The following is an 11,944-nucleotide window of genomic DNA, read 5'->3' on the forward strand; positions in this document are numbered from 1 at the left end:
TATCTGCATGCTGAGGTGACATGAGGTTTTATCCAGTACTGAACTGAGCCCTGGCATTTTGTAGGCTGTGGCTTTGTTACCTGCCGGAGTGTTGTATGGGAAATTGTCCGTCGGTTTATCTGCACTGTGAACTTTGTGATGTCAGCATGGCGTTGCCGAATCGCAAGCCGCCGATGTTTTATTGGGATGAAACGAGTCAGCTTTGCATAGCAATTCCGAGCTGCCTTGGGTTTTGTGACTGCTGTCAGGGCTTGATTTCAGTTGAAGATTTCAGCACGCCAATTGCCTCGCTGCGCCAGCAGCTTTGGGCGTTAGAGCAACTGCAACATGAGATGGTCGGGCAGATTTGGCCACGATTTATGTTGCAGTTTTGGCCGGCAAGTAAGCGTCAATACGCTGAACTCAGTCAACAAATCGCCGCAACAGAATTGTTGTTGCGGGTCAGGCAAACACCGGAGCGACAACCGCGTTGCCTCAGTTGTGGTAGCACGGCATTCATTGGCTACCCGGAATATCCATATCGAGATTCATGTTTTCTCGCAAAGATCCCTGAAACTTTGCGACACAGCTGTGGCGAACTATGGCAAGCCAGATATTCCGACTTCAGTTGCCATATCCGCACCGCGCCAGACTATTTCAGTCTGGCCGGCGATGCGCTGCTGTAGCCAAACAATACATGAGTAAAAACACAGCTCTGGCGGTGGAAATCAACGCTGTTAGCATGATGGTCGAGGAAAATGCTCTGAGGGAATGGAGAAACAACAAGCAGTGCAGGACGCATTGCCGGCACAGGGAACGAGGATGTGCCAGTAAGGGCCGGCAGCAGGAAAACTGCCGATGTTGGTTCAACAGGACGTTGCAGGACGAATACCGGGCACGGATGCCCAACAACCCCGAGTTTTCAAAGAATAAGGGTATATACCCAAAATCATTGGAGATTCGTTCAGTTGCCTGTTGCTGTCATCTGTTGCGCGGCTTCTGTTAAAACTTCAGGGACTGTGGTGAAGGCGGTTGTGTTGATTAAATAGCTGTATTTAAACAACTATTCACGGATTTCATTTCATTATCTGCTGCTTTGGGACCAATGGAAAGTGGTGAAACATTAACTATACTCGGCCTACAGGGTTGCTCAGGTAGTTGGTTTCTATGGATAGTTTTAATTCAACACGTCGTCGATTCTTAACGCAAAGTCTTACGCTGGCGGGCGTAGGTTTGGCAGCTGCCAAAGCGCCATACGTGTTTGCAAAAACAAAAACGACTTTGCGGGTGTTAGGTACACACGTCACCTTACAAGAAGAAATAAGACAAAAAGCCATGGCCGATTTGGGCATCCATTTGGAGTTTGAAACCAAAGGCGAAGCGGAACTGGTACAAAAAGCGACAACCTATCCGCATCAATTTGACCTATTCGAGCAGTGGACAGACAGTATCCGCACCTTATGGCAAGCCAATGCCATCCAACCGATCAAAACAGACCGCCTGACTTATTGGAAAGAAATCAACGACATCTCGAAAAAAGGCCGTATCACACCTGAAGCACCCATCGGTGCGGGAGACGCGCCATACAAAATTCTCAACGTCCAAGCCGATGGCAGCCTGGGCAGTGAATTCACCGGCAATATCAGCTTTTTACCTTATGTCCATAATGTCGATTCATTTGGCTATAACACCGACGTGATCCCAAAAGGTGTACCCTACCAAACTGAAAGCTGGGGCTGGTTACTCGACCCCAAATGGCATGGCAAAGTCGCTGTCGTGAACGCGCCAACCATTGGTATTTTTGATTTAGCCCTCGCTGCAGAAGCGAACGGGCTGATGACATTTGCCGACATCAGCAATATGACCATTGCGGAAATCGATCAATTGTTTGCCATTCTGATGAAATTTAAGAAACAAAAACATTTTGCCGGTTTTTGGAACTCAGTGCCGCAATCCGTCGACTTTATGACCAGCAAGCGTGTTGCCATTCAAAGCATGTTTTCACCAGGCGTTTCCAGCGCAAATGGGTTAGGGGTCCCGGTCACTTATGCCGCGCCAAAAGAAGGCTATCGGGCCTGGCATGGCGTGATGTGTATGTCGCGTGAGTGTCAGGGCGCGGTGAAAGATGCGGCATATGACTATATGAATTGGTGGTTGAGTGGTTGGGCTGGCGCCTTTATTGCCCGGCAGGGCTACTACATCTCCAATCCCGAGCGTTCCCGCCCGTTGTTATCCGCCAATGAATGGGATTATTGGTATGACGGTAAACCGACTCAGATAGCGCTGAAAGGCACGGATGGGCGCATTTCAGTGCCAGCAGGCGATATCAGAACCGGTGGCTCTTATGTCAATCGATTTAGTCATGTGCGGGTGTGGAATAGTGTCATGGAAAACTATGAATATTCATTAGATCGCTGGTACGAGTTTCTACTGGCATGACAAAATTCGCTCCAAAATTTATCCAGCTTGGCATTATCCAAAGTATTGTTGTTGGATTTTCTCTATTGATGCTGATCCTATTGGTGGTGACAGGATTGCATCTGTCTGGCTTGAAAAAGTTTCATCATTATTTTGATACCTATCAACAGGCCAGTACCTTGGCTCGCGCCATAGCTACCGTCGATAAAGAAATTTCAGATCTGCAACGGCATATTTTAACTTTTAGTCGCGCAGATAGATTAAATAATATCGATGAAATAAAAGGGCATCATCGGTTAATCATTGCTGAAATAAACAGCATTGTTAGTGAAAGCGCAGGTTATAACGAAGCTGTACCAGAGCAAATCAATAAAATGTTAGCGTTGGTGGTGGGGCTTGAGGAGAAAATTGAAAGTTTACAATCACAGCAGCAATCGCGCACCGAAATTATTTATGGTCAGCTGGATAGTGTTTACACTGAGCTTGATAGTTTGGTAAATGAGTTTTTTATTTCGAATAACAAGAACGGTAGAGCAGTTGCAGCTGATGCTTTATGGTTGATAAAAACTGATGTGACAAATTTTAGTGTTTTATCTACGCGGTATTTTAATAAACACGAATCGTCGGTAAAAAGTAAGGTTTTATCCAGCATTCGTGAGGCGCAAGACAGATTAAAAACAATTCAATCCCTACCTGGCGGCAATGAAAACAAAGAAATTATTCTCCGTATTGAAAATAAACTAGAACAAGCGAAAAATATTTTTAACCAAGCAGTCCAAGCAGACCGAAGTTACTCATTTTTGATTAACGTTGTACTGGCCGGTGAAACCGCCGAAATTAGCGTGCTCTCTGATAGCCTGCGTATTGAGTATCTGGCGAGGCTGGAAGAGTTAATCGTCACCACAGATCAGCAAATCAGTTATCTACAAAAGATCGCGGTTGTGAGTTCTCTGCTCGGGACCATTTTTGCTATCGCCATTGCCCTGCAGATTAGTCGTAATATTCGTAGACCGTTGCAATCAATCACGACCACCTTTAGTCAGTTGGCCAGTGGTGAACATGTATCGGAAATTCCAGAAGCAGAACGGTCTGATGAGATAGGCCGGTTAGCCAGCGCCGCCGATATTTTCCGCCAAACCAATGTGCGTACCCATCAATTGCTGGCGCAGACGGAAGATTTCAGTTTTAAGTTACAACAACGTGAAATCGATTTAAAACTCGCAGTGCAAAAAGCAGAAGCGGCCAATCTGGCGAAAAGCCAGTTCCTTGCCAATATGAGCCATGAATTACGCACGCCAATGAATGCGATCCTGGGGATGTTGTCGCTGTTGAAGAGGACGGGGTTAAAACCAAAACAAGCGGACTATGCCGACAAAACCTCTTCTGCGGCCAGGTTATTACTCAGCATCCTGAACGATATTCTGGATTTATCAAAAGCCGAAGCCGGCAAAATGGAACTGTACTTAATTGAGTTTAATCTGGATAGTTTGGTTGCGGATATTTCAGATATTTTGTCTACATATATTGGTGCTAAACCAGTCGTTTTGCTTTTTGATATAGGCAATGATGTGCCTCGATACTTGTTCGGTGATCCATTACGGCTGCAGCAAATATTAATTAATTTGGGCGGCAATGCGATTAAATTTACTGAGCAGGGTTCTGTAGTGATATCTGTTCAGCAAAATGTAATCACTGCAGATAGGGTTAATATTACCTTTACAATTAAAGATTCCGGGATTGGTATCGCCCCAGAGCATCAGAAAAAAATATTCAGTGGCTTTACTCAGGCTGAAGGGGATATCACTCGACGCTTTGGTGGCACTGGATTAGGCCTGGCCATTAGTAAAAACTTAGTCGAGCTGATGGGGGGCACTTTATCACTGCAAAGTCAGGTCGGCTTTGGCAGTGTGTTTAGTTTCTCAATTGATATTCCGCGGTTATCTGATAGTCAGATTGAAACATATAAATTAAATCAGCGCTTAGAAACGCAGGAACATACAGCTGCGAGATTGACCGGCTTACATATATTGTTGGCTGAAGATAATATTATTAATCAACAGATCGCTGTGGAAGTGTTAGAGGCTGAAGGTGCGAAAGTGTCGGTGGCAAATAACGGCCAAGAAGCAATTGAATATTTAATCCAGCATTCACGGCCTGAACAATCCAGCCATGTCGATTTGATTTTAATGGATTTACAAATGCCGGTTATGGATGGCATCACTGCCACGCAAAAGATCCGGGCAGAATTAAAACTCAGCACTGTGCCCATTATAGCGATGACAGCCAATGCGATGGCATCAGACCGCGACGCTTGTCTTCGCGCAGGCATGAACGATCACATAGGCAAACCATTTGATGCGCAGCATCTGATCCAGATCATCTGCCAGTACACAGGACAGTGTGATGTTGCCAACAATCAAACCGTAGCACAGGTCGCCCCATCGCCAGCCATGAGCAGCGAAGAGCGTGCGGCAACTCACACACAAGATGCAATTTGCTTACAGGACGCAATTGCGCGCATGGGCGGCAATCAGAGTATGTATCTGAAACTTCTGCCTCGTTTCATGCAACAGTTGGATGAATTACCAAACCGGCTGCAAACACTGGCCGCCGCCGCTGATATGGTCACATTCAGCCGTGAGTTGCATTCTTTAAAAGGCTCATCGGCAATGATGGGCGCAAGTGCTTTTTCCAATGAGATTGCCACTATCGAAAAATTGTTAAAGCATGATCCGCAACATCCTGACGCCCAGCAGCTAGTCGCCAAGGCATTCGAGCTGATTGCGCAATGCAGCGCTGATTTTGCTGCAGTAGCAGCAACATTCGCTGCAGAGAGCGCCTAAAGCGACGGCTATCACAACCATACATCAAAGTGCTTTGGCAAGGCGCTAGCCAGTGGCTGAGATATCTCACTGTTCCTTCTGTAATTCATTGATAGTCCTGCCGAATTTAGGCTATTCCCGCTGTCCGGTCAGGCAACATTGCTGCGGCTGCCGTGGGTGTTGCCGGCAAGTGCTGTAGCCAAATCATACATGAGTAAAAACACAGCTCTGGCGGCGAAAATTTACGCTGTTAGCATGATGGTCGAGGGAAATGCTCTGAGGGAATGGAGAAACAACAAGCAATGCAGGACGCATTGCCGGCACAGGGAACGAGGATGTGCCAGCAGGGACCGGCAGCAGGAAAACGGCCGATGTTGGTTCGCCAGGACGCGACAGGACGAATACCGGGCATTTTTAGTTCGGATCTACAAAGTCAGAACCTTGCTATTGAACAAGGGTAGGACAGGCATTTGTTACATCAAACACGGAGCATGAATGTCAAAAACGAAGTTAAGAGAATTTGAAGCGCGCCAGCAACAAGCCATTACAGACAGCGCGTTATTACCTTGTGAAATCAGTTATCTGCTTTATCACGCTGACGTGCTCAATACCGGTTGTCAGCAAAACCCCGGCATGGAAAACGAATATGACCAGTTGGCGCAGTGGATCCATGACGGCGTAGCTGCGGCTGGATCGCAACAAGTGGCAGTCCGCTCCGCGCTGACCGACTTATTTGACGCGGACATCGCTGCAGACAAAACCAACACGGTTTTGGCAGTGCTGCAAAGCAATGCTGCAAAAGAACTGAAATCATCGCGGCAACAGCGCATCGATGCGCTGCATCTGAAGCTATTTCCCGAGTGCTATGACCATCTGTACGACAGCATCGAAGATGCGCGGATCCGCCGCCGTGGGCAAGATCCGATGTCGCCTGCATATCAGGCGGCCTGGCAACAAAAGCGCCGTGAACGTGGCATCAGTGAAGAGATGATGAGCCCGGAAACAGAGGCATATGCAGCCAAAACCTATGCCACAGCCAACTGGGTGCAAGTGATTAAATAACAAACGTTTAACTGCTGATTCAGCAAAAAATATGGCTGTGGGCAAAGACTTTCTATAGCCTGTTTTTGGATAGAATTTAGAACCAGGGGATTGGTCAATGTCAGGAATCGAAAATGCCAAATACGCCAAAGTGATCACGCGTATTCAAAGCGGCACTATGTCGCGCGCCGAGCTCAGCAAACTGAAACGCAACGCTGAGGAGAAACTCAAACAAGGTGATGCGGCGGCGCAACAAGTGTTAGATGCAATGGATGTTGCCGTACCGGACGATGCATACATTCTGTTTATGGGATTTTGCCCGGCTGCAGACTTTAATGGTCGTCTCGATATTGAATGGAAAGAAAAAGGCATCTGCCGCTTTGATTGGCCTGAAAGTGCTCATCAGCAGGAACGTTTTGAAAGTATCTGCAAAGGCGATTTAGTTGTACTGAAAAAACGGGAGAAATTCGGTAAAACCATGAAGTTATATGGTCACGGCCGGGTTTCTGCGTTGGCTACCGATGAAAACAACGTACGCTTTTTGCAGATGGAATGGTCAGCGCAAAGCGACGAGATTGAAGTGCCGCTACTGGGCTGTAACTCGACTGTCGATATCCGCACGATGGACGTGGTGGAAGCGGAGATGCCCGCAGAGTTTTTCCAGTGGTTGCAAGGTTAGGCGTTACAACCAAAGCATGCGTTTTATGTGCAAGCGTGCTCAAAGTAGCCATGCTGCACTCTTAGTAACTTTTCAGAGATTGAACAAATGGAATTACCAAATTCAAAGATTATGCAATTAAAACAATTATTTGCGGACTCACTTTTGTCTGAATTATTTTCTGTTCGTAAAGAGGATGAGCTCGAACGCTTCTCTTCGTTACGGTTTAAATCGAACGATTTACGGATCAGGGCGATTGAGATTTGGGATAATCCTCAAGGACAGTTTTTCCGTGTTTATCATGGCAGCCAGATCGCGGATGAGGTCAAAATACTGCTTCAGCAGGTTGATGGGCTGTTTAACGCGCGAGGGAATGTGCATGATTTTCGAGGGGATTTTTCGATCATCTGCAAGCAGTTAAAAGAAGTGTTGAGTTCAGATACGGCGCTAGCGGCTGCAAAAGCTAACCCTGTGTATTCGAGAAACTCTGGTTATGAAGGGTTGAGTTTGCCAGACGTCGATACCGCAGATGATACGATCCTTGGGCGTACATTTACGTGGAAGGAAATCTTGGCTATTCACGATGCTGACGATGACAATCTGAAAAAAGCACTTTCGCAAAGTGGTGTTTATCTTCAGCGCTCCGCAGACGGGACCGCTCGTTATGTGGGTTCAGCATATGGCACTGGCGGGTTGCTCGGACGTTGGATTCGGCATTTAGGCAGCAATGGCGACGCCAAGCATCTCAATTTTTATATTCTGGAAAATGGCTATAACAATGTTTTGTTTACCGTGCTTGAAATCACTCCGGTGGATAACGCGCTTTCGGCTGAAACGCGTTGGAAAACAACTTTAGGCACGTATAACGCTGGACCATACAACGGCAAACAGCTCAACTGCAATTAAGATCGGTTAAAGCACCAGCACAATACTGACGCACCGTTTCTGCCAGGAATGTCTGCTGCAGCAAACCCGCATCCTGTAAAAACCAAAGCCCTACAACCAGTTAGGGCTTTGCTCACTTTGTCGGTCCGACATCGTTGATCGGGCACGTTTGTATGAAAATGCCCATCACTCCACGTTCTGGATCTGTTTTTGGTTTGGTGAGTTTATGTTGTAAATAATCAATTGGTTGCATGTAAGCGTTTGATTCATTTTAAATAGTGCCCACCATCTTACCCACCGCATGAAAAATACGATCCTACTCAATCAATTTTTTAGGCGTATCTATATTTCGCTATCAGGTAACGCAAGCTGTCTTTCACTTCGCCAGACCCGAATGAGCACAATCCCCTCAGCCTGTCTGAAGTAGACAAGCCGAAATGGCACATGGATCAATTCGCGTATATTATCTTGGTTGAATTCAGGTACAACTCTGCCGGCATCCGGATGGGGCTGTAGTATCTCGATGTGCTGTAAGATCGCAGCCACGAAATCATTGCCGATATGAGGAACACCCTGTTCTTTGTAGTACGCTTGAATAGCCTGTAAGTCCGCAACCGCAGACTTTGCGATACGTAATTTCATTTACTCTATGCCTAGCACTTTTTTAGCATCTTCCAGCGATACCGTGTTTCCCTCACGGACATCCAGTAAGCCTTGTGCAACCGCTTTTACAAACTGTAGCTCCTCTGCAGTTCTCTCATAATCTTCGAGCCCTTGCACAACAGCGATGCCGCGGCCACGGCTAGTCAGCAGAATAGGGCGGTGGGTGTCTTGCGCCCGGCTAACCACCTTGCCAGGGTTGATCTTAAGATCTGACAGAGGAATGACATCCTCGGAGAATTTTACTTGCATAACGATTATCTCCTTCATAGTTAGGCGCCATTAATAGCACCTGTTAACTGGTATGGTCAATGAGTGCTATTTTGAAATTCTGGGATTGGCTCCGCCAGTCAAATCTTGAATAGGGCACTTTGTGCCAAGTGATCGGGTAAGTAATCTGGTTGTTGTGGAGATGAATAGATTTGTTAATCTGCTCACCATTTGATTAGATTGATGGTGTTATTCCCCTCAATCAGCAGGAGTCCTGTCTATGTGGATCTGGCAACAATCGGACTGGCCTAGCCGTCAGCAAGGGGTATCGCCTGCCTTTCGTTATGATCTTGCTGCATTGTCCCCGACATTGCGCGAGCTGCATTTTTTGCAAGGGCTGCTGCTGGGTAAAATGGGTGTACAGGATAACGAGCACGCTGCTCTTGATACCATGCTGGCGAATGTTCTCACGTCCAGCGCTATTGAAGGCGAGAAGCTCAATCACAGCGTGGTTAGATCGTCTTTGGCCCGTAAGCTGGGTATCGCAGAGCTTCAGCCAACTGCAACTACAGTACAATCCGATGGTTTAGCTGCCATGGTGACCGATGCAATTGGCAACTGGCAGCAGCCATTGACGTTAGAGCGCTTATTGCAATGGCATGCCTGGTTGTTCCCATCTGACAGTTCACTGGTACAGCGAGTACAGGGTGGTCAGCGGCGGGGTGACGAACCCATGCAGGTTGTTTCTGGAAGGATAGACAAGCCTAAGGTACATTTCGAAGCGCCGCCCCGGCAGGTGTTAGAGCGCGAACTGCAATGCTTTATCGACTGGTTTAACCGCTCAAGAGAAAGTAGCGATTTAGATCCGTTGCTGCGCGCCGGCATCGCGCATTTCTGGTTTATCACTATTCACCCGATGGAAGATGGCAATGGCCGGTTAGCCAGGCTGTTGACCGACTTCGCGCTGGCGCAGGCAGAGCATCAATCCATCCGCTTTTATGCCATGTCAGTTACCATCCTGGAACGTCGAAATAGTTACTACGATATCCTTGAGCAAAGCCAGCGAGGGGAGACTGACATTACCGCCTGGTTAACCTGGTTCCTCGATACGCTGGCTGCAAGCATGCGCCAGGTGCTGGCGGATATCGAACAAACGCTGCAAAAAACCAGATTCTGGCAGCGTGTGGACCAAACCCAGCTGAATAAGGAACAAGTCAAAGTGCTGAACCGCTTATTGGACGGCGATTTCAGCGAAGGCATCAGTAACAGCCAATACGGTAAAGTCGCCAAAGTCAGTCCGGCAACCGCGACCCGCCACCTGGCCCAGTTGGTCGAGTTGGGCTGCTTAGTGAAGACTGAGGCAGGGGGCAGGAGTACGCGGTATCGGCTGGTTCAGTCTTAGGTTCTGCAAAAAACAACTGGTTACCAAAGTGGTAACCAGTTGTTTGCTACTGAATGGCTGCGGACGATGTAGGTAGTTATAAAACTATATAAATCAGTAAGATATGCTTTATTTAAGCAGTTGATTTCCAGCCAGAAACATCACTCTACGTTCTGAATTTGCTCCCGCATTTGCTCTATCAACACCTTCAATTCCACCGCGGTATTGGTGATCTCCGTCGAAATCGCTTTTGACGACAACGTATTCGATTCGCGATTAAATTCCTGCATCATAAAGTCGAGGCGACGGCCGATGGCGCCGCCTTGTTTCAGATGATGGCGGGTTTCTTTGATGTGGGCGTCGAGGCGATCGAGTTCTTCGGCGACGTCGGATTTTTGTGCCAGAAAGGCCATTTCCTGTTCGAGACGGTTTTGGTCCATCTCGGCTTTAATTTCCTGTAAGCGGGTCAGCATTTTGTCGCGTTGCCATTGCAGCGCTTGCGGCAGGTGGACACGTAAGCTGGCGACGTGGGTGGAGATTTGGTCAAGACGGTCACGGATCAGCTGCTCAATCGCCACGCCTTCGCGGCCGCGACCGGCGAGGAAATCTTTCATCGCTATGTCAAAACCAGCCAGCAGTTCGGCCTGCACCGAGTCCATGTCCTCTTCCTGCGTTTCCATCACGCCAGGCCAGCGCAGGATGTCGGCGATATTCAGCTGGGCTTGTGGGCACTGTGCAGATAACGCCTGCGCCGCTTTAATCAGCTGAGCGGCAAAGGCTTCGTTGATCTTTAAGTCGCCGCTTTGCTGCGCCGCGTTATAACGCAAATTCACTTCCACTTTGCCGCGTTGCAGGCTCTGGCGCAGTTTGTCGCGCAGCAGGCTTTCCATGCCACGGAATTGCTCGGGTAACCGAAAATAACTCTCGAGATATCTTTGGTTAACGGAGCGGATCTCCCACACGGCGTTGCCCCAGGTGGCTTTAACTTCGTGGCGGGCAAAAGCGGTCATGCTGTGGATCATGCGATTATCCTTTTATACATCTGGAATAGCGGAAATTCCGAGTATACCCAGAACAATGCCTTTAGGCGAATAGATGGCAGGATGATGGTGAAAGCCCTATAATGCCGCCATCTTTTTTCGCCAATTCACCGGCCACCGAGGTTTCCCATGCGTCCAAGCGGCAGAACAGCCAGTCAGATCCGTCCTATCAGTTTCACCCGTCAATTTACTGCCCACGCCGAAGGTTCGGTTTTGGTCGAATTCGGTAACACCAAAGTGTTGTGCACCGCGTCTGTCGAAGAAGGCGTGCCGCGTTTTATGAAAGGCCAGGGCAAAGGCTGGATCACGGCGGAATACGGCATGCTGCCGCGTTCAACCCATACCCGCAACGACCGTGAAGCCGCACGTGGCAAACAAGCCGGCCGCACCATGGAGATCCAACGTTTAATCGGTCGCGCTCTGCGCGCAGCGGTGGATTTAAAATTACTCGGTGAAAACACCATCACCTTTGACTGTGACGTGATCCAGGCCGACGGCGGCACCCGCACTGCAGCTATCACCGGCGCATGTGTGGCTTTATGTGACGCACTGAGTTTTATGCGCGCCAAAGGCATGATCAAAACTAACCCATTGAAATATATGGTTGCTGCGGTGTCTGTTGGTATCTACAAAGGCGAGCCAGTCGCCGACCTCGAATATGTTGAAGATTCAGCCGCTGAAACCGACATGAACGTGGTCATGACCGAAACCGGCAAACTGATTGAAATTCAGGGCACTGCCGAAGCTGAGCCATTTAGCTTCGAAGAAATGCAGGCGATGCTGGCGCTGGCGAAAGACGCTATCCGCGAAATCGTCGACGAACAAAAACGTGTATTGGCATAACGAATCC

General features: G+C 48.2%; 11 protein-coding genes. 8 read left to right on the forward strand and 3 right to left on the reverse strand.

Annotation, left to right across the window (positions count from 1 at the left end; genetic code table 11):
- Nucleotides 1-95: 95 nt before the first annotated feature.
- The 6 genes from ACQ66Q_RS11510 to ACQ66Q_RS11535 all read left to right on the forward strand — a co-directional run bounded on the left by ACQ66Q_RS11510 (nt 96) and on the right by ACQ66Q_RS11535 (nt 7,824).
- Nucleotides 96-665: a hypothetical protein gene (locus tag ACQ66Q_RS11510; RefSeq protein WP_430456941.1), complete on the forward strand. Its 570-nt coding sequence runs from the start codon at nt 96-98 to the stop codon at nt 663-665.
- A 481-nt stretch (nt 666-1,146) separates the two neighbouring features.
- A complete protein-coding gene (locus ACQ66Q_RS11515) occupies nt 1,147-2,418 on the forward strand; it encodes an ABC transporter substrate-binding protein (RefSeq protein ID WP_430456942.1) in 1,272 nt (423 codons plus the stop codon).
- The gene (locus ACQ66Q_RS11520; RefSeq protein ID WP_430456943.1) at nt 2,415-5,240 is read left to right on the forward strand and encodes an ATP-binding protein; all 2,826 of its coding nucleotides are present in this window, start codon (nt 2,415-2,417) and stop codon (nt 5,238-5,240) included. The genes ACQ66Q_RS11515 and ACQ66Q_RS11520 overlap by 4 nt, the downstream gene beginning before the upstream one ends.
- 474 nt (nt 5,241-5,714) lie before the next feature.
- Complete coding sequence (locus ACQ66Q_RS11525; RefSeq protein WP_430456944.1) at nt 5,715-6,281, forward strand: hypothetical protein; 567 nt, start codon at nt 5,715-5,717, stop codon at nt 6,279-6,281.
- 97 nt (nt 6,282-6,378) lie between these two features.
- Nucleotides 6,379-6,939 (forward strand): hypothetical protein, encoded by a 561-nt coding sequence (locus ACQ66Q_RS11530; RefSeq protein WP_430456945.1) that lies wholly within the window; start codon nt 6,379-6,381, stop codon nt 6,937-6,939.
- 87 nt (nt 6,940-7,026) lie between these two features.
- A complete protein-coding gene (locus ACQ66Q_RS11535) occupies nt 7,027-7,824 on the forward strand; it encodes a GIY-YIG nuclease family protein (protein WP_430456946.1) in 798 nt (265 codons plus the stop codon).
- A gap of 321 nt (nt 7,825-8,145) precedes the next feature.
- Here the strand turns inward: ACQ66Q_RS11535 and ACQ66Q_RS11540 are convergent, their stop codons facing one another.
- Nucleotides 8,146-8,445, reverse strand: a complete 300-nt coding sequence (locus ACQ66Q_RS11540) for a type II toxin-antitoxin system RelE/ParE family toxin (RefSeq protein ID WP_430456947.1) — start codon at nt 8,443-8,445, stop codon at nt 8,146-8,148.
- Entirely contained in the window at nt 8,446-8,733 is a 288-nt protein-coding gene (locus ACQ66Q_RS11545) for a type II toxin-antitoxin system Phd/YefM family antitoxin (protein WP_430456948.1), read from the reverse strand.
- A gap of 220 nt (nt 8,734-8,953) precedes the next feature.
- Here ACQ66Q_RS11545 and ACQ66Q_RS11550 point away from each other — a divergent pair, with 220 nt between their 5' ends.
- Nucleotides 8,954-10,075, forward strand: a complete 1,122-nt coding sequence (locus ACQ66Q_RS11550) for a Fic family protein (RefSeq protein ID WP_430456949.1) — start codon at nt 8,954-8,956, stop codon at nt 10,073-10,075.
- Nucleotides 10,076-10,215: 140 nt separating this feature from the next.
- Here the strand turns inward: ACQ66Q_RS11550 and ACQ66Q_RS11555 are convergent, their stop codons facing one another.
- Entirely contained in the window at nt 10,216-11,076 is an 861-nt protein-coding gene (locus ACQ66Q_RS11555; protein WP_430456950.1) for a YicC/YloC family endoribonuclease, read from the reverse strand.
- Nucleotides 11,077-11,223: 147 nt separating this feature from the next.
- Here ACQ66Q_RS11555 and rph point away from each other — a divergent pair, with 147 nt between their 5' ends.
- Nucleotides 11,224-11,937 (forward strand): ribonuclease PH, encoded by a 714-nt coding sequence (rph, locus tag ACQ66Q_RS11560; protein ID WP_430456951.1) that lies wholly within the window; start codon nt 11,224-11,226, stop codon nt 11,935-11,937.
- The last annotated feature ends 7 nt before the right edge of the window (nt 11,938-11,944 follow it).

Origin of the sequence: Rheinheimera sp. (assembly GCF_965283995.1) — a bacterium.
In the GTDB taxonomy this organism is placed as follows: Bacteria; Pseudomonadota; Gammaproteobacteria; order Enterobacterales; family Alteromonadaceae; genus Pararheinheimera.

Bases quoted from the DNA above. Each gene is read 5' to 3' on its own strand.
- ACQ66Q_RS11510 (WP_430456941.1), top strand. From the start codon at position 96: ATGGGAAATTGTCCGTCGGTTTATCTGCACTGTGAACTTTGTGATGTC.
- ACQ66Q_RS11515 (WP_430456942.1), top strand. From the start codon at position 1,147: ATGGATAGTTTTAATTCAACACGTCGTCGATTCTTAACGCAAAGTCTT.
- ACQ66Q_RS11520 (WP_430456943.1), top strand. From the start codon at position 2,415: ATGACAAAATTCGCTCCAAAATTTATCCAGCTTGGCATTATCCAAAGT.
- ACQ66Q_RS11525 (WP_430456944.1), top strand. From the start codon at position 5,715: ATGTCAAAAACGAAGTTAAGAGAATTTGAAGCGCGCCAGCAACAAGCC.
- ACQ66Q_RS11530 (WP_430456945.1), top strand. From the start codon at position 6,379: ATGTCAGGAATCGAAAATGCCAAATACGCCAAAGTGATCACGCGTATT.
- ACQ66Q_RS11535 (WP_430456946.1), top strand. From the start codon at position 7,027: ATGGAATTACCAAATTCAAAGATTATGCAATTAAAACAATTATTTGCG.
- ACQ66Q_RS11540 (WP_430456947.1), bottom strand. From the start codon at position 8,445: ATGAAATTACGTATCGCAAAGTCTGCGGTTGCGGACTTACAGGCTATT.
- ACQ66Q_RS11545 (WP_430456948.1), bottom strand. From the start codon at position 8,733: ATGAAGGAGATAATCGTTATGCAAGTAAAATTCTCCGAGGATGTCATT.
- ACQ66Q_RS11550 (WP_430456949.1), top strand. From the start codon at position 8,954: ATGTGGATCTGGCAACAATCGGACTGGCCTAGCCGTCAGCAAGGGGTA.
- ACQ66Q_RS11555 (WP_430456950.1), bottom strand. From the start codon at position 11,076: ATGATCCACAGCATGACCGCTTTTGCCCGCCACGAAGTTAAAGCCACC.
- rph (WP_430456951.1), top strand. From the start codon at position 11,224: ATGCGTCCAAGCGGCAGAACAGCCAGTCAGATCCGTCCTATCAGTTTC.